The sequence below is a fragment of the Acinetobacter sp. NIPH 1852 genome, from assembly GCF_022549455.1.
Lineage (GTDB): Bacteria > Pseudomonadota > Gammaproteobacteria > Pseudomonadales > Moraxellaceae > Acinetobacter.
Window position 1 is genome coordinate 24,608 of the sequence record NZ_JAKZGG010000012.1, and the last position, 18,243, is coordinate 42,850.

The 18,243-nt window shown below is 39.0% G+C and carries 17 protein-coding genes and 3 tRNA genes; 12 read left to right on the forward strand and 8 right to left on the reverse strand.

The annotated features are described in order from the left end of the window. Window positions 1–74: 74 nt before the first annotated feature. Entirely contained in the window at window positions 75–1,301 is a 1,227-nt protein-coding gene (locus tag MMO38_RS10770) for a multifunctional CCA addition/repair protein (RefSeq protein ID WP_241323540.1), read from the forward strand. 137 nt (window positions 1,302–1,438) lie between these two features. On the opposite strand, the gene MMO38_RS10775 is transcribed toward MMO38_RS10770, so the two are convergent. From MMO38_RS10775 to rpsB, 3 genes are all read right to left on the reverse strand, one after another. After that, on the reverse strand, window positions 1,439–2,065 hold the full coding sequence (locus MMO38_RS10775) for an aminotransferase (RefSeq protein WP_241323541.1): 627 nt from the start codon (window positions 2,063–2,065) through the stop codon (window positions 1,439–1,441). Window positions 2,066–2,286: 221 nt separating this feature from the next. Beyond that, a complete protein-coding gene (gene tsf / locus MMO38_RS10780; protein ID WP_241323542.1) occupies window positions 2,287–3,165 on the reverse strand; it encodes a translation elongation factor Ts in 879 nt (292 codons plus the stop codon). 139 nt (window positions 3,166–3,304) lie between these two features. Further along, window positions 3,305–4,057 (reverse strand): 30S ribosomal protein S2, encoded by a 753-nt coding sequence (gene rpsB, locus MMO38_RS10785; RefSeq protein WP_005082020.1) that lies wholly within the window; start codon window positions 4,055–4,057, stop codon window positions 3,305–3,307. A gap of 478 nt (window positions 4,058–4,535) precedes the next feature. Here rpsB and map point away from each other — a divergent pair, with 478 nt between their 5' ends. The 4 genes from map to MMO38_RS10805 all read left to right on the forward strand — a co-directional run bounded on the left by map (window position 4,536) and on the right by MMO38_RS10805 (window position 9,741). Then, a complete protein-coding gene (gene map / locus MMO38_RS10790) occupies window positions 4,536–5,360 on the forward strand; it encodes a type I methionyl aminopeptidase (RefSeq protein ID WP_241323543.1) in 825 nt (274 codons plus the stop codon). A gap of 214 nt (window positions 5,361–5,574) precedes the next feature. Beyond that, window positions 5,575–6,711, forward strand: a complete 1,137-nt coding sequence (locus tag MMO38_RS10795; protein ID WP_241323586.1) for an OmpW family outer membrane protein — start codon at window positions 5,575–5,577, stop codon at window positions 6,709–6,711. A 389-nt stretch (window positions 6,712–7,100) separates the two neighbouring features. Further along, window positions 7,101–8,447 (forward strand): MFS transporter, encoded by a 1,347-nt coding sequence (locus MMO38_RS10800; RefSeq protein ID WP_161421932.1) that lies wholly within the window; start codon window positions 7,101–7,103, stop codon window positions 8,445–8,447. An 82-nt stretch (window positions 8,448–8,529) separates the two neighbouring features. Beyond that, on the forward strand, window positions 8,530–9,741 hold the full coding sequence (locus tag MMO38_RS10805; protein WP_241323544.1) for an alginate export family protein: 1,212 nt from the start codon (window positions 8,530–8,532) through the stop codon (window positions 9,739–9,741). Between the two features lie 195 nt (window positions 9,742–9,936). Here MMO38_RS10805 and MMO38_RS10810 read toward each other — a convergent pair whose 3' ends face one another. Then, complete coding sequence (locus MMO38_RS10810; RefSeq protein WP_004638477.1) at window positions 9,937–11,118, reverse strand: trypsin-like peptidase domain-containing protein; 1,182 nt, start codon at window positions 11,116–11,118, stop codon at window positions 9,937–9,939. 194 nt (window positions 11,119–11,312) lie between these two features. Here MMO38_RS10810 and MMO38_RS10815 point away from each other — a divergent pair, with 194 nt between their 5' ends. From MMO38_RS10815 to MMO38_RS10845, 7 genes are all read left to right on the forward strand, one after another. Next, window positions 11,313–12,071 (forward strand): Nif3-like dinuclear metal center hexameric protein, encoded by a 759-nt coding sequence (locus MMO38_RS10815; RefSeq protein WP_008940952.1) that lies wholly within the window; start codon window positions 11,313–11,315, stop codon window positions 12,069–12,071. A 336-nt stretch (window positions 12,072–12,407) separates the two neighbouring features. Continuing rightward, window positions 12,408–13,031 (forward strand): superoxide dismutase, encoded by a 624-nt coding sequence (locus MMO38_RS10820; RefSeq protein WP_008940951.1) that lies wholly within the window; start codon window positions 12,408–12,410, stop codon window positions 13,029–13,031. A 225-nt stretch (window positions 13,032–13,256) separates the two neighbouring features. Beyond that, entirely contained in the window at window positions 13,257–13,883 is a 627-nt protein-coding gene (locus tag MMO38_RS10825; protein WP_004638474.1) for a superoxide dismutase, read from the forward strand. 147 nt (window positions 13,884–14,030) lie between these two features. Next, window positions 14,031–14,106, forward strand: a tRNA-Asn gene (locus MMO38_RS10830). Window positions 14,107–14,112: 6 nt separating this feature from the next. Continuing rightward, window positions 14,113–14,188: transfer RNA gene (locus MMO38_RS10835), tRNA-Asn, on the forward strand. Between the two features lie 59 nt (window positions 14,189–14,247). Beyond that, window positions 14,248–14,323: transfer RNA gene (locus tag MMO38_RS10840), tRNA-Asn, on the forward strand. Between the two features lie 55 nt (window positions 14,324–14,378). Further along, window positions 14,379–14,819, forward strand: coding sequence for a DUF2726 domain-containing protein (locus tag MMO38_RS10845; RefSeq protein ID WP_005091014.1), 441 nt, complete (start codon window positions 14,379–14,381; stop codon window positions 14,817–14,819). 17 nt (window positions 14,820–14,836) lie between these two features. On the opposite strand, the gene MMO38_RS10850 is transcribed toward MMO38_RS10845, so the two are convergent. The 4 genes from MMO38_RS10850 to MMO38_RS10865 form a co-directional block, all read right to left on the reverse strand. Continuing rightward, window positions 14,837–15,049 carry a hypothetical protein gene (locus MMO38_RS10850; RefSeq protein WP_004638464.1) on the reverse strand — a complete coding sequence of 71 codons (213 nt, stop codon included), beginning with the start codon at window positions 15,047–15,049 and terminating at the stop codon, window positions 14,837–14,839. A gap of 89 nt (window positions 15,050–15,138) precedes the next feature. After that, a complete protein-coding gene (locus MMO38_RS10855; protein WP_004638463.1) occupies window positions 15,139–16,398 on the reverse strand; it encodes a lipase family protein in 1,260 nt (419 codons plus the stop codon). Window positions 16,399–16,508: 110 nt separating this feature from the next. Next, window positions 16,509–17,390 carry a 4-hydroxybenzoate octaprenyltransferase gene (ubiA, locus tag MMO38_RS10860; protein WP_241323545.1) on the reverse strand — a complete coding sequence of 294 codons (882 nt, stop codon included), beginning with the start codon at window positions 17,388–17,390 and terminating at the stop codon, window positions 16,509–16,511. Window positions 17,391–17,404: 14 nt separating this feature from the next. Further along, window positions 17,405–17,896, reverse strand: a complete 492-nt coding sequence (locus MMO38_RS10865) for a chorismate lyase (RefSeq protein WP_241323587.1) — start codon at window positions 17,894–17,896, stop codon at window positions 17,405–17,407. Between the last annotated feature and the right edge of the window lie 347 nt (window positions 17,897–18,243).

An 18,243-nucleotide genomic window follows, 5' to 3' on the forward strand; every position in this document is an offset into this window, starting at 1 on the left:
CTGAAAAGCTTTGCTTAGTGCTTGAGAAAACCTCTATTCTGTAGCATGATTGTGTGAAGAATAGAGGTTTTTTCATGCAAGTTTATTTAGTAGGCGGTGCTGTTCGAGATCATTTACTTGGGCATCCCTATCACGAAAAAGATTATGTTGTGGTTGGTGCAACGCCAGAGCAATTACTCGCCGAAGGTTATCAACCTGTTGGCAAAGACTTTCCTGTATTTCTACATCCCAAAACAAAAGAAGAATACGCACTCGCTCGTACAGAACGTAAATCTGGAGTTGGTTATCATGGTTTCCAATGTTTTACAGATACTAGTGTTAAGTTAGAAGAAGATTTAATCCGCCGCGACCTTACCATCAATGCCATGGCAATGGATGAACAAGGCAAAGTTTATGACCCCTATGGCGGACAAAAAGATTTAGACCAAAAAATTCTGCGCCATGTTTCTGATGCTTTTACCGAAGATCCACTTCGCGTGCTTCGAGTTGCACGCTTTGCTGCACGATATGCAGCGTATGACTTTAAAATTGCGGATGAAACACTGCAACTCATGCAAGACATCGCTCAATCAGGCGAGTTAAATGCCCTTACTCCAGAACGCGTCTGGAAAGAAACCTCTCGGGCATTAATGGAAGATCATGCAGATGTATATTTTCAAATACTCAAAGACTGTGGTGCTTTAAAAATCTTATTTCCTGAACTCGATGCCCTGTTTGGTGTACCACAGCGCCCTGAATACCATCCTGAAATAGATTGTGGTATTCATACACTTATGGCACTGAAACAAGCATGTCAGGCCAATTATGCGCTAGATGTCCGCTTCGCTGTGCTTGTCCACGACCTAGGTAAAGCACTCACCCCTATTGAAGAATTACCAAGACATATTATGCATGAAGAACGCGGTATACAGCCCGTGACTGATGTGTGTGATCGCTTAAAAGTACCTAGCTATCTTAAAAATCTAGCGCTCACAGTATGCAAAGAACATTTGAAATGTCATCAAGTCAAAAATCTAAAACCCGGTACGTTATGGCGTTTTTTACAACGCTTAGATGTACTGCGTAGACCTGAAAAAGCTAAAGCTTTTGTTCAAGCCTGTGAATGCGATGCCAAAGGTCGTTTGGGTTTAGAACACCGCCCATATCCTCAGGCACAATATCTGCTAGATGCGATGGAAATCGTTAGACATATTCGGGCACAAGATTTACCTGAACATATTAAAGGCCCTGAAATAGGCGAAATGTTGATTCAATACCGTATTGAGGCATTAGCAAAATTTAAGGAACAGCACGAAGAATAAACCCGTTTAACACGCCATCGTTGTGCGACGAAGCAGTTTAAAATTTATATTAGACCCTTTCATAACCCTGCATATTTCTCCTATAGAGAGAATGAGGAACGATTGAAGTTTCGCAAGGGATTTATGAAAGAAGTCTATTATTTAGTCAATAATATTGGATCTTCAATGCTATAACCCGTTTCAAAAGGGATACCAAGGTATTTGACTGTCACAAGCACATTATTACTGTGAGGCACTTTATAGACTTTAGATATATTCAACCCTTGCTTGTAAGTGTTAGCTGTTTGTAATGTACTTTTTAGACGGAAGCTTTTAACCCGATATTGATAAGACCATTTATCAATAGATTCTTGTGGGTCATACCATGCCTCTGCTGTTCCCTTTTTCGTGGTTAATATTTGAATGTGGGCATTACGGTTGTGTACAGGTTGAAGTGAAAGTAAACGCTTTTGAATTTTCTTAATTTCTATATCAAATTGCGTACTCTCTTGATCATAATCAATTAATTTAGTTTTGGGATTGAGATAAAGCGAATGAACTTGAATAAGTTTCGTCGGATTAGTACTATTTAATTGATAATAATAGAGTTGAGGTAAACGACCCCGACCGTCTTCAAAATGTCGCATCAGATAAATCTTTTGGGCCTTTCGATCCAACCCTAAAACTTCTATATGCTGTGGTCCACCAACCGTTGCATAAACGGTTAGAGGTAAGCATGACAAAAAAAGTGCACCGAAAATAATTTTTAGTATAGGTTTAGACATATCCAGCTCCAAAGCAATCTGTATAGTTAAGCCCAATATATTGAGTTTTTAATGAAGATATGGTTGATTTTTATCCATTACACATTGATTTATAATAAGATCGAAAAATTCTTTTGTGACATGTTCTGGTATTGGTTTACCTAAAATGAATTTTTATTTCCAATAAAAAACCCAGCCAAAAAATGACTGGGCTTTTATAACTTTTACTTATTCAGTAAAAATTATTGAGCAGCAGCAGCTTGTGCAGCAGCAACTTCTTCAGCAAAGCTCATTTCAGCTTTCTTCTCAATACCTTCACCTACTTCAAAGCGAGTGAATTGAGCAACAACTGTACCAGTCGCTTTTAATACATCAGCAACTTTCTTATCGTTGTCGATAACATACATTTGACGATCAAGCGCAACTTCGTTCAAGTATTTCTCAACTGAACCAGTAACCATTTTCTCAACGATGTTTGCAGGCTTACCAGATTCTAAAGCTTTTGCTTCAGCAATTTCTTTCTCTTTAGCGATCAAGTCAGCTGGAACAGCTTCAGCATTTACTGCAACTGGGTTGAACGCAGCAACGTGCATTGCAATACCTTTACCAGTATCAGCATCACCAGTGTAAGAAACAACAACACCGATTTTTAAACCGTGCTTGTAAATAGCCAAGTTTTCGCCTTCAACGATTTGAGCACGACGTACTTGGATGTTTTCACCGATTTTTTGAACAAGTGCAACACGCGCTTCTTCAACAGTAGAACCATCTTCAAGTTTAAGTTCAGCAATTTTCGCAGCATCAGTTTCATTTGCAGCAAGTGCAGCTGTCGCTACTTTATCAGAGAAGTTTTTGAAGTTTTCGTCTTTAGCAACGAAGTCAGTTTGACAGTTAACTTCAACAAGAATCGCTTTATTACCGTTTTGAACGATCGTGATCGCACCATCAGCAGCAATGTTGCCTGCTTTTTTAGCAGCTTTTGCTTGACCTGATTTACGAAGGTTATCAATCGCAAGTTCGATGTCACCGCCTGCTTCTGTTAATGCTTTTTTGCATTCCATCATTGCAAGACCAGTACGGTCACGTAATTCTTTTACCATGCTTGCAGTAATTGCAGTCATGTTGATCTCCTAAAATCGGTAGAATATAAATCTGTTCAACAAAAACGGCCCAAAGGTTTCTCTGGGCCGTTTTGCTTTCTCGACGCTCAATTTGTCATCATTTTAAATCACAAAAATGACAAGCTTGCGTCAAAACGCATTAAGCCTCAGGAGCTTCTTTAGCAGCTTCTTCGCCTTTCGCTTGTGCATTCGCTTGTGATTGAGCGTATTCTTTACCAGCAAGAATCGCATCAGCCATAGCTGAAGCATACAAAGTAACTGCACGGATCGCATCGTCGTTACCAGGAATAACGTAATCTACGTTATCTGGGTTAGAGTTTGTATCAACGATACCGATTACAGGAATACCTAAGTTTTTAGCTTCTTTAATTGCAATCGCTTCGTGATCAACGTCGATTACAAATAATGCGTCAGGTAAACCACCCATGTTTTTAACGCCGCCTAAAGCACGTTCAAGTTTTTCCATCTCACGAGTACGCTCTAAAGCTTCACGTTTAGTAAGCTTAGCAAAAGTACCGTCTTGAGATTGAGTTTGAAGATCTTTTAAACGGTTGATAGATTGGCGAAGTGTTTTCCAGTTCGTCAACATACCACCTAACCAACGGTGATCTACATATGGTTGACCAGCACGTTGAGCTTGTTCACGGATGATGTTAGAAGCAGCTCGTTTTGTACCAACGAATAATACTTTGTTCTTTTTGCTCGCCAAGTTGTTAACAAAGTTCAAAGCATCATTTAACGCAGGAACAGTGTGCTCAAGGTTGATGATGTGAATTTTGTTACGCGCGCCAAAAATGTATTGACGCATTTTTGGGTTCCAGAAACGAGTTTGGTGACCAAAGTGTGCGCCTGCTTGAAGAAGGTCGCGCATGCTTACGTTGTAATCTGCCATTTTCTTTACCTTAAAGTTTGGGTTAGGCCTCCATATATCCGCATTCTCCACCCAAGGGATTGCTGTTACTTTATCAGTGGTTGCGACAGAGGACACTTTTTAGACAAAACAAGGCATGAATAGTGAAATTTAGCACTCTAAATGAACTATTCATAACGCCGTAGTGTCAAAAAACGACCCTGTCCCATAGGGTTGTGGCTAAAATTCCCTCATACTTCGTTATGAAACTTGATAAGGGAATACCATTACCAGCGTTTCATGCCTCGCATGCAGAAATTTTAGCCTACAACGCAACTCACATATAAAGTGACAACAATCCCTAGAAGCACCCAGAGTAATGTGTCGATATATGTGCGGATTTTTTTACGACTATAATTATCAGATAATTTCGTAAAATATATTCACGAAAAGCATTTGATAAAATAGGCGGCTATTTATACCATAGACACTTGCAAATTACCAAAAGTTTTTAGAGATCATGAATACAACTTATACAGCTCCTAGTCGATTAATTAAAACACCTGAAGAAATTGAAAAGATGCGTGTTGCAGGGAAATTGGCTGCTGAAGTTTTAGACATGATTAAACCGCATATTAAAGCGGGTGTGAGTACACTAGAACTCGATACAATCTGTCGCAATCATATTGAAAATGTACAAGATGCTATTCCCGCTTGTGTTGGCTACGGTGCAGCACCAGGTCGTCCTGCTTTCCAACACTCGATTTGTACTTCTGTTAACCATGTTGTTTGTCATGGTATTCCATCTGAGAATAAAATTTTAAAAAACGGCGACATTCTAAATATTGATGTCACTGTCATTAAAGATGGATATCATGGTGATACCAATATGATGTATATCGTTGGCGGTGAAACGTCTATTTTGGCAAATCGCTTGTGTTCAGTTGCTCAGGAAGCCATGTATCGTGGTATGGCCACAGTCAGAGATGGTTCATACCTTGGTGATGTTGGACACGCCATTCAACAATATGTTGAGTCTGAACGCTTCAGTGTAGTACGTGAATACTGCGGTCATGGAATTGGTAATGTTTTCCATGATGAGCCTCAAGTTTTACACTATGGGCAAAAAGGCACAGGAATGCGTCTAGAAGCAGGAATGACCTTTACTATTGAACCAATGGTCAATGCAGGTGTCTGGCAAACCAAACTTTTGGGTGACAAATGGACTGTTGTTACCAAAGATCATAAATTGTCTGCTCAATACGAACACACCATCTTAGTGACTGAGACTGGAATTGAAGTATTGACAGCTCGCCCTGAAGAAGATCTTTCACGTTTTCAATAATTCATTTTTAAGGGTGTGTACTTAAGTACCCACCCTTTTTAGCGTAAAAATCACTCAATTTTAATCTAATTACTACAATTTTAATCTAATTACTACAATTTTTTTCATAGTTATAACAATTATAAATTCTATCTAAACAAATTCTGCATAAAAAAACGTTATGATGAGCGCAAGAAAAATCCTTACAAACTTTAGGACATGGAGTCCCAAGATGATGAAGAAGTCATTTGCATGCCTGATTACAACAGGTTTATGTGCCCTTCCTACACTTACTTTTGCAGATTCACCATATTTTAGCCTCAAAGATGGAGATGGATTTAAGCGCTTCTCTGTTTCAGCGGGCTGGTTACATGCAATGCCACAAGGAAAAGCTAACAATATTTTTGTGAATACAAGTGCTAAAAATGGAACATATGCCGTTGGAGATGTTCAATTAAATTCTGTTACCGATGCAATTGCAAAAACCCCTGAAGGAGATAAAGCTAAAGAGAAACTTCTTAATGTTGCCGCTCTGGGAAAAGACATTGGACTAATAGAAAATGATACATTAACAGCAGATATGAGCGGAAGTGCAAAAATTACAAGCTTAGAAAGTTGGGAAAATCAAAATACAGGTCTAGAAGCAGAAGATGTAGACACTATTGGTTTAATGATAAATTACAATTTTACAGATAATCTATCACTAGAGGTGAAAGCTGGAATCCCTCCAAAGGTTGATATCAAAGGTAAAGGTCAAATTAATGCGCCTCTCTTAGGTATTGCCACACCAGAAGGAAATGTTGGAGGAATTCTTGGGCGAATCGCAAATGGGCTTATTAATGACATTGGTCCAATACCTCTTGACTCACAAATTCCTATCACGAATTTAAGTAAGGAGAGTAAAGCTGCCTCAGCACGAGCTTGGCTACCAGCTGTTGAACTCCATTATCAATTTGGTAAATCAGGCGTCAATAAGTTCCGCCCTTATGTAGGCGCTGGTGTAATGTATGCGTATTTTAATGATTTAAAAATGAACTCAAATATTGAAACAGATCTAATTAATGCAGGCCATATGGTACAAAATGTGCTTGATGGTAAGGCTGGTGCTGCATTAGATGGCAAAAAATCATCAGCAGATCCAGTAGTTAAACTCAAGGCAACGGATACTTTTGCCCCTATCGTTACTTTAGGTGCAACCTACGACTTTAAACCGAATTGGTTTGCTGTTGGCTCCGTTTCTTATTCAAAAATGAATAATGAGGCAAAAATTTATGTGACTGACCGAAATACAGGTAAAGAGCTGATTCGTGCAAATACTAAAATCGACATTGATCCACTCATCACTTATGTTGGTATCGGCTACCGTTTCTAATCTTTTCTTTTTATCAAAGCAGCTTCGGCTGCTTTTTTCGATCGCTATGTTTTTAATCAAACTGTATAAAAATGATGCACCATTTAAAAACAACTCATTCAATATTGCCTTACAGTTGCTATCACATTTCCTGTTTTTAAAATTTAAGCAACTGCCCACTCGGAATCTATAACAATAGAATAATTAATTTTCGCGATTTAAATTAGAATTTTAAATTGTTCTTTTGGTTAAATATTTTTATTGGCACATCCCTTGCATACTTCATAACATACAGAATCAATGTCGATTCAAAAAAATTTGTTGGCGGCCAATGATGTCCGTTCTGTTCGGTTTGTAAGCATAAGCATTTGGCTTACAGAGTAATATTTCGTTCAGTTCAGGGGAAGGCTATGTCTTCAAAAATGAGTCTAGATGCAAAGAAAGCAACTGAAATAAAATTATTTAGCTTCGCAACACCTGCAATGCGTGCATTCCATATGACATGGTTGGCATTCTTTGTTTGTTTTTTCGCATGGTTTGCCTGCGCTCCGCTAATGCCTGTAATTGCGGGTGAATTTAATTTAACCAAAGCCCAAATTGCAAACATCAATATTGCAGCTGTTGCAATCACCATCGTTATCCGCCTCATTGTCGGTCCGCTCTGTGACAAATATGGACCACGCAAGACCTATACCGCCCTATTGATTCTCGGCAGTATTCCTGTGTTTGGTGTTGCTGCTGCCAATACCTATGAATCCTTTTTATTTTTCCGTCTTTTAATTGGGGCGATTGGGGCAAGTTTCGTAATTACCCAATACCATACCAGCGTCATGTTCGCACCAAATGTTGTTGGTACTGCTAATGCCGCTGCGGCAGGTTGGGGAAATGCTGGTGGCGGTGCAACGCAAGCGATCATGCCACTCATTCTAGGTGCCATCATCATGTTTGGTGTTGAGCAAGCAATGGGCTGGCGTATCGCACTACTTGTTCCAGGAATCATGATGGTAATCGTGGGTATACTTTACTGGAAACTGACACAAGATAGTCCTCAAGGCAACTTCAAAGAATTAAGAGAACAAGGTATAGAAGCTGGCAATATTAAAAAAGGTGGTACAGCTATTTTAATGCAGGCCGCTCGTAATTACCGTGTTTGGGTTTTATTTACCGCTTATGCAGCATGTTTTGGCATCGAGATCTTCATTCATAATATTGCCGCAATGTACTATGTTGACCATTTTAATATGGGCTTGAAAGAAGCTGGACTTACTGCTGGAATTTTCGGCCTACTCGCACTATTTGCTCGCGCATTGGGTGGTATCGTTTCTGATAAAGTAGCTGCCAATAAAGGGTTGGATGGACGTACGCGGATATTATTCTTACTGATCTTGGGTGAAGGGTTATTCCTCATCATTTTCTCCCAAATGAATACTGTCATGCTCGCCGTACTTGCAATGACAATTTTTGCTCTGTTTACCCATATGGCCTGCGGTGCGACTTATGCACTCGTACCATTTATTGATCGTGACGCGCTTGGAGGTGTGGCTGGCATTATTGGTGCAGGCGGTAATGTTGGTGCTGTCGCCGCAGGATTCCTTCTCAAAGGTTTACTTGACATCCAAACTTGTCTCATGATCTTAGGCTGTCTCGTCACTGTTGCCGCATTCAGTGTCATTCTGATTCGCTTCTCAGTCGAACATAAAGAAAAAGAACAACAACTGTTTGAGCAAGCTTTGCTTGAACGTAACTCAACTGCTTAATTCAACGCTGCTCTAAGGGATGTGCTTAGTCACACATCCCTCCTAACCACTTATATCTAATTTTAACTCTAGGGGAAGTATGATGAAAATCATTTCAATTTCTTTGATCGCACTCGGCTGTTTTTCTACAACACATCTACTTGCCAATAGCGATTTTTTGACAAACACCAAGCTTTCACTCGATAGCCGCTTACGTTTCGAAATGGTTGATCAAGACAACCCGTTAAAGAAAGCTGAAGCTGCTACTTTACGGATACGCCCTGCACTGCAAACGGGTACATGGCAAGGCTTGAGTATATATGCACAGGGCGAGGCAAACATCGAACTCAATGATCGCTTTAATAGCACTCGAAACAATGAAACCACCTATAGCACCGTTCCTGATCCCAAAAACTTAGATCTTAATCAGTTATATTTAAATTATAACAGTTCCAAGTTTGATGCTCGATTAGGTCGGCAAGTTATCAATCTAGATAATCAACGCTTTATTGGTTCCGTTGGTTGGCGTCAAAATGAACAAAGTTACGATTCAATTAGCTTCAATTTTAAAGCAGATCCAAAACTCCAGTTCTACTATGCTTATATTGAACAGGTAAACACAATCTTTGGTAGTGAAACAGCTAAACCAGTTGCATTAAAAGCGCAAGACGGCAAACAAGATAGTCAAATCCATTTAGCACAAATTAAATACAGCTATAGCCCTCAGTTCAATGCCGTACTCTATGGCTACTTTCTTGACTTTGAAGACCTCAATGCTTGGTCAAATCAAAGCTATGGTCTTCGTTTCACAGGGAAGCACAAAAACTTCCGCTATAGTGCTGAATATGCAAAACAACAGGACTATGCAGATCAACCATTAACATACGATACGGATTATTATGCATTAGAGCTTGGCTACCAAGTTTCTGGACAGAAACCGCTTGGTGAAGTTGCAATTGGTTACGAAGTTCTAGGTAGTGATAACGGTAAAATTGCTTTTCAAACTCCACTTGCAACTAAACATCGCTTCAATGGTTGGAGTGATCTGTTTTTAAATACACCAGCCAATGGTCTACGTGATCTTTATATAAGCTCAAGTTTTAATATATTCAGTAAAGGTAAATTAACAACCGAGCTACATCATTACCGAAGTGATATAAAAGGATTAAACTATGGCCAAGAATTTTCTCTTTCCTATGGTCAAGCATTACCAATCAAGGGCTTGTCTGGATTAGCAAAATTTTCAAGTTATCAGGCTGAAGATTTTGGTGTCGATACCGAAAAGCTTTGGTTACAGTTAGATTATAAATTTTAAAAAATTTTTTTATTGTTGATTCAATGGATTGAATTAGATTACATCAAAACTTTGACAGTTGTCATCAAATTATCAAATTTGGATGATTTAATAAAAAATAAAAAGCCTATAAAAGCGCAAAAAGCCTGTTGATCGATAAGATCAACAGGCTTTTTTCTTAAGGATGAATTAATCAACCAGTCCTAATTTAAAGCGCTACTGCCCTTTCGGTAGCGGAATATATTGAGATTGAGTATTTTGTTGAACTTTTCGTTCCCCAACCTTCACTTCCAACTTCTGTTGCTTGCCGTCGCGTTCAACAACAACATCAATCATGCTCTCAGGTGCTTGCAATGCAACATAATTAATTAAATGAGAAGCTGACGAAATCTGCTCATCATTGACTTGAACAATGGTATCACCACGTTTTACACCGGCTTGATCAGCTGGACCACCACGTAAGACATCTGCAACTAGAACACCAACCGGTTTTGCAGTCAGTACGTTTTCATCTAAATTGTTTGGAATAAGACTAATTCCCAACCAACCACGCACAACACGCCCATCTTTTAGGATAGAGTTTAAAACTTGCTGACAAACCTTCGCAGGGATAGCAAAACCAATTCCAAGTGAACCGCCAGACTGTGAGAAAATCGCAGTATTTACGCCAATTAAATTACCTGCAACATCAATCAACGCCCCACCCGAATTACCTGGATTTATGGCAGCATCCGTTTGAATAAAATCTTCATAGGTGTTAATACCTAAATCTGATCGTCCTGTTGCAGAAATAATCCCTTGCGTAACAGTTTGCCCTACACCAAATGGATTACCAATCGCTAATACAACATCACCAACCTCATTACCACTAAGTTTAAACGGTAATACAGGAAGTTTATCCAACTCAATTTTGATTACAGCTAAATCTGTATCTGGATCTGTACCAATGACTTTCGCTTCTGCGCGACGGCCATCATATAACGCGACAACAATTTGCTCTGCTTGTGCAATCACATGGTTATTTGTCAAAATATAACCATCTGCACGCACGATTACGCCTGAACCTAAACTGTTTTCATTTTTAGGTTGCTGCGGAATCTGATTACCAAAAAATTCACGGAATACGGGATCATTTAAAAGCGGATGATTTGGTTGTTTGATTTTTTGAGTGGTAAAAATATTGACCACGGCAGGTGCTGCCACTTTAACCGCGGCATTGTAAGAAACTACCCCACCCATGCGATTTGTATCGACTAAGGGCTCGACCTTTTCTGCTGGCATTTTCACACCATCAGACGCTATTGTTGGTTTCGGCTGATGTGATTTTTGCCAAGCGAGAAAGCTGAATATAACGACAATGAGTAATACCCAAGGTAACCATGTAAATGCACGGCGCACGTTTATTATCCTCTAGGCGAAATTATGTTATGAACAAATTATTAAATCTGTTTTAAGAACAGGAAATTTCCATCATTGTAATGTAAATTACTTAAAAACAATGCAAAAGTTAAAAAAGTTTTGTCTAGCTTTAGTTACATTAAAAAGTATGTTTTTATTGACAGCTATAAAATGTAAATCATTTGAGGAATTCTATGGCAAATTTGCATGACATAGTGCAATGGTGTAATCAAACTTTAAAGTCGAATGAATTTAAAGACTACGCACCAAATGGCTTACAAATCGAAGGCAAGCCCGAAGTCAATAAAATTGTATGTGCTGTGACTGCATCTGAAAGTGCTATTGATGCTGCAATTGCACTACAAGCCGATGCTTTATTGGTTCATCATGGCTATTTTTGGAAAGGCGAGCCCTATCCAATCACAGGAATGCGTGGCAATCGTATCAAAAAACTCATTCAAAACAATATTTCACTGATAGCCTATCATCTACCTTTAGACGCTCACCCGACCTTAGGGAATAATGCAGCAATTGCCAATTTGATTGGTTTACAAAACATAGAAGCTTTAGATCCAACAGAAAGACATCCAATCGGAAATATTGGTTATTTAGAACATGCGATAAGTCCTGAACAGTTCAAAGAAAAGCTACAAACAATTTTTGACTTTTCTATTCTTCATCTGCCTTGTAGTAAATCTGCTATCCAAAAAGTAGGTTTCTGTACAGGCGGGGCTCAAGACTTTATCGAAAAAGCTGCGTTGGAAGATTGTGATGCTTATATCTCTGGTGAAGTGAGCGAGCGCACTTTTTATCAAGCTAAAGAACTGGATGTCCATTATTTTGCATGTGGACACCATGCCACAGAACGTTACGGTGTACAGCGTTTAGCTCAAGCGATTGCAAATCAATTTTCGATTAAAACTGAGTATTTTGAACTCAACAATCCGATTTAACCCAATCCATCTTCTGAGTGGAGTGAAATGCTTTTCACTCCTTTCCCTCGTCTTCTTATAACTGTATCTATTCATATTGAGTTATTGAAGTCATAAGGACTTCTATTGACAACCCTTCTAGCTCTTTCATATACGCTAAGAATCGAATACGTCTTCACTTTGCTACACCAACTTAATCCTCAATATAACCAATCATAAATAAAATTTATTTTTTATCTCTTCATCTATAGATAAAAGCAAATTAAAAGATATTGATTCTCATTTACTTTTAAATGAATAATGAAAGCGCTTCACTTTATACCAATAAAATCATTTTGATTAAAAGGAATCAAACACATGGCTTATTCTCTACCAGCACTACCTTATGCTTACGATGCACTTGAACCCAATATTGATACCAAAACAATGGAAATTCACCATAGTAAACATCATCAGACCTACATCAATAATATTAATGGTGCCATTGAAGGTACAGAATGGGAAAAACTCCCAGTAGAAGAATTGGTTGCAAAAGTGAATGAATTCCCTGCCAACCTTAAAAACATGGCAATCAACAATGCAGGAGGCCATGCCAATCACTCACTATTTTGGACAGTCATGAGTCCACAAGGTGGCGGCAAACCCACAGGGCCTGTTGCAGACGCAATTGATCAACAACTTGGTGGTTTTGATGCTTTTAAAGATGCTTTTACCAAGGCTGCAATTAGTCGTTTTGGTAGCGGTTGGGCATGGCTCAGCGTTACCCCTGAGCATAAACTGATAGTAGAAAGTAGCGCGAATCAAGACTCACCATTGATGTATGGCAATACGCCTATTCTGGGCTTAGATGTATGGGAACATGCATATTATTTGAAATACCAAAACCGCCGTCCTGAATATATTGCTGCGTTTTACAATGTTGTAAATTGGGATGAAGTGAATCGTCGTTATCATGATGCATTACAAACTAAAGCTCAGTAATTTTCTTGGTCAATTAACTTAAATCTACACCTCTAAAAAACGGGTTAGAGCCTTTTAGAACGTTCACTAAACGAACTAAAGACTCTAATCATTGTTGTATCGTATATGTCTCATAAAGAAATTTTTTGCATATTTTGTGTATTAAAAGACTGCCCTATTGTCCATAGAATCATTTACAATAAAGGCACTTGATGTAAAACCCAGCAAATTTGCAAGGAATGAAACATGACAACCATTACTTTACCTGCACTTCCATATGGCTATGATGATTTAGCGCCACACATCACTCGCGAAACTTTAGAATATCATCACGATAAGCATCATAATACATATGTTGTTAACTTGAACAACTTAATCAAAGGGACTGACCTTGAAGGTAAAACTTTAGAGGAAATCATCAAAGCGTCTGCTGGTGATGCATCTAAAGCAGGTATCTTCAACAATGCTGCACAAGTATGGAACCACACATTCTACTGGAACAGCATGAAGCCAAATGGTGGTGGTAAACCAACTGGCGCGATTGCAGCTAAAATCGATGAAGCTTTTGGTAGCTACGAAAAATTTGCAGAAGAATTTACTGCTGCTGCAACAACTCAATTTGGTTCAGGTTGGGCTTGGTTAGTAGCTGATGAAGTAAATGGTAAATTATCAATTACTAAAACTGCCAATGCAGACACACCACTTGCTCATGGTCAAATTGCAGTATTGACGATTGATGTTTGGGAACATGCTTACTACATCGATTTCCGTAACTTACGTCCTAAATACATCGCAACTTTCTTAGAAAGCTTAGTGAACTGGGACTATGCAAATGCAAAACTTGCAGGTCAACCAGCAGGCGTTGAGAAATAATCTTTTATTTCTTGCATAAAAACTGCCCACCTCGGGCAGTTTTTTTATGAATAAAATCCGAAAAGAATATTTATCAAGCAAACGATTCATTTTATTTACTATTCTTGTTGACGCATGAATATTTCATGCCTAAAATGCGCATCAGATTCTCCAATAGCTCAGTCGGTAGAGCGACGGACTGTTAATCCGCAGGTCCCTGGTTCGAGCCCAGGTTGGAGAGCCAAGCTAATCTCCCATAGCTCAGTCGGTAGAGCGACGGACTGTTAATCCGCAGGTCCCTGGTTCGAGCCCAGGTGGGAGAGCCAAATTCTTAAGTGAATAGCTTGACCGTTAAAAGTGACATGCATAAAATGCATATCCAGATTCTCCCATAGCTCAGTCGGTAGAGCGACGGACTGTTAATCCGCAGGTCCCTGGTTCGAGCCCAGGTGGGAGAGCCAAGATTCTAAAAACCCACTCCTTTCGAGTGGGTTTTTTATTGACACCTGATCTAAAATGTTTGAATCCAGTCAGCTCATATTTTTAATTATTGGCAGTATTAGTGCCCTACTATTATTAGTCAGTTGCTTACGCCCATACTTTTTTAAACAACAGTTTTTTGCTCGCCCTGTCATCACCAGCTTTGAATCACAAATGTTTTTAAGGTTGCAGCAGGCTTTTCCACAACATCATATTTTGGCGCAGGTTGCTTTTAGTGCATTAATTACCAGTGATCATTACAAGATTCGAAGCCGCTTTAATCGTAAAGTCACAGACTTTGTAATTTTAGACAAAGATATGCAAGTGATTGCAATTATAGAGTTAGATGATCCTAGCCATATAGGTAAAGAATTAGAAGACAAAAAGCGTGATCACATGTTGCAACAAGCAGGTTATTTAGTACAACGTTATACGCAAATTCCATCTATAAAGCAGTTACAGATGGATATTCGCTAAACTAAACTGATTGAGAATTATTTTTCCAAAGTTGCAGCTTCTTGCTCTGCATTTTTTTGTTGCTCAAATCTTTTTGCTATTTCAGCACGTTGCTGCTCATATTCTCTTTTAGTTTTAGCATCACTTTTCGCCGCTAGAAAGGCCATGCCAACGATAAAAATTGGAATCAACAACCCCAACCCCATCAAAACCCATGGTACAGATCTTTTTTCAACAGCATTTTGACTCATAGCCGATTCCAAAAAGTAATATTTCAAACGAGGCGACACTATAACAAAAAAAGAGCCTCAATAAAGAGACTCTTTTACTAATCAATGAGCTATTGGGCTGGCATATTTTGCTTAATAAACTGTACTAGCTCCCCACTCTCGTTTGCTGCAAGAATTGCTCCAGTATGTGATCCATTCACAACAGGATTAGCAGGACTTGGTACAATATCAACAGCCTTTAAAGCCACATCTGTTCCAGAATTATACATTGCTTTGTATAGTGCTTCTGTAATTACATATGGAACGTTGGTATCGTATACACCTTGGATAATATAAATAGGCTTATCCAATTTCTTGGTTGTTGGCTGACTATAGTCAGTTAAAAATTTTTGAATCGTAGCATCTTTCTGAAATGCTTCAGCATTTATACCCGGATACTCCGTTACCTTAGCTGTTGGATTTTCTTCAATATAAGCTTGAATATCTTCTTTATAAACCCCCACCAGTTCAGATAAACATTCTTGCTTTGCTAAACCAGCGATTTCTTTAGCCTTATCACTACCAAACATTGTTTGATAATTGAATGAAGGCTCGTAAGCCGTAATCCCCACGCCAGCCAAAGCAGCATAAGACAACAAAGTTGCATACGTCTCAATCGCAGCAGACTGCGGCAATAAGTTAATTGCTGTTGGAGCCACTTCCAAAATTATTTTACCCAAACTTGATGCTGGTGCTCCTGCAATTGCCCCTTTATAAGTCGCATCATTATTTGCATATTCAGCTATTCCCAAGGATGCTTGCCCGCCTTGTGATTGCCCTACAGACATCCATGAGCCTTGTAATTGATTACCATAGTGCTCTTTAGCTGCTTTAACCGCATATAATGCTGAACGTGCTTGGCTTGGAATGTTCAGATAAGGATGCTCACCCTCTCCGCCTAAACCTTCATAATCTGGCGCAACAATTACATATCCCTGCTCTAACAAATTCTTTGCTGTATAGTTTTTAAAATTAGCATTTAATGGTGTATTGGTTGGTGCACATTTATCTGCAACCCCCAAAGTTCCATGAGCCCACACTACAACTCGATAACCATCTTTAGGTTTTGCGATTTTTGGAAACAATACCAAAGCAGAAGTTTCAACCGTCTTCCCCAATACATTTGGCATCTTATAGTTCATTACTTTGATTGAACTAGCCGCACTTAAATCAACCAAGCCTTCCGACTCATAGGTGTAAGATGCTTCAGAAACAAAAGATTTACTATTCTGATCAACTTTTGAGTTTGAATCTTTATCATCATTACATGCTGATAAAAATAATGCTGAAATAGAGAATGTTACCGCCAAAGCAATATTTGACCGTTTCATAAAATATCCTTTTAGTCTTTGTCATTTTTTTGTGCATGAAACTACATGCGGTTCTATTAAGGCATAAAAAAAGTGCCCTGCATAGGACACTTTTCAACTAATAAGTCATTTTAAAATATGAAGCTTAAAAAAATTCCAATAAAAATTATCATTCCAGCCCAACGATTGTGACGGAATGCCCAAAAACAAATCTGAGGGTCACGATCTTTGGTTTTAACTGCTTGATAAATAAAATCAGCAGCAACAACCAATAATGCAACCAGTCCCAATGGAATTAAAAGATCTTCTAAATAAAGTGCACTACCGATCAAACCCAAACTTAACAGTTGCAATGATCCTATAATTTGTATATCAAATCGACCAAATAAAATTGCGGTAGATTTCACACCAATTTTCAAATCATATTCACGGTCTGTAATTGCATATTGAGTATCATAAGCCACGGTCCAAGCCAAATTTCCGAAATACAAAAGCCAGCAAATTAAATCAGGTGTCTGTCCAACTGCGGTATAAGCCATTGGAATCGACCAAGAAAATGCAGCACCCAAGAACACCTGAGGTAAATGGGTATAGCGCTTCATAAAAGGATAGATGAAAGCGAGAAATAACGCTCCAAATGACCAATAGAAAGTTTCAATCGGCAAGAAAAATAAAAGACAAGCACTTGCTGCCACCAGCCCTAAAAATACAAACACGGCTTCCCGCGCTCGAATCACCCCAGTGGCTAAAGGACGTGTTTTAGTTCGCTCAACATGTGCATCTACTTTACGATCTGCAAAATCGTTGATCGCACAGCCCGCTGCCCGCATGAACAGTACACCCAGTGACATCACTAATAATATTTTTAAATCAGGAATGCCTTTTGATGCAATCCACAATGCCCACATGGTGGGCCAAAATACCAGTTCTGTGCCAATCGGCTTATCAAAACGACATAAATAATAATATGCAGCTAAACGCTGTCGCCATGTTGTTTGTTGCACTGTTTCCATGTTGCCCCTTAGAGTCAATGCTGTCGAATAAACTGTTCAAATGCAGGCAAAAATGTTTCCTGTACGATAAATTTGCAACCATGCCACGTATAGCAACTTTGCCGCGTCCAGCCATCCGCGAGATAAATCACGCGACGTTCGCAGGCTGGATTAGCTCGCTGAAATAAAAACCAACCAATTGGCTTATTTCTAATATGTTTAAATAATCGTGCTTTTTTTTGTAAGCTTAAAATTGGAAAAATACTTTTTGCTTTCACCCAAGCCTGCTGTTCTGAGCCATATAAGTAAGTTTCTCGAACCCATGCAATATGCGTATGTGGCATTCTCATCCACTGACTATCGGCGAATAATAAGCGTTGATACTGCTCTTTAATTCGCTCAACATGAAACTCTCCTGTGCCAAGGTCAGTGAGCTGTTGAGTGAGTGAACCCGATGCATACAACCATTTTTTTAATTCAGGTGGAATGTCCCTGCCCTTTATTCTACTTGGTTGTAAATTGCGCATGCTCGGCTCACTAAAAACATCATAAGGGTCTGCTGATACTTCAGCCATGCATGCGTTATAGGCTAAAACCACACAAACAAGGCATGGAACGTAGACAATGGCGATACCCTTGTCAAGTTTCATAACGAAGTTTGGGGAAGTTTTAGACATAACCCTTCGGGACAGGGTCATTTTTTGAGGTTACTACGTTAGCTCGTATTCATTTAGAAGCACTAAATTTCATACGCCCCGCCTTGTAACATCTAAAAAATGTCCTCTGTCGCAAGCATCTGTGAAGTGCCAACAGACCCTATGAGTTTACATGAATTTTTCAATAAAAAAGCCCGCCGAAGCGAGCTTTTTGAATC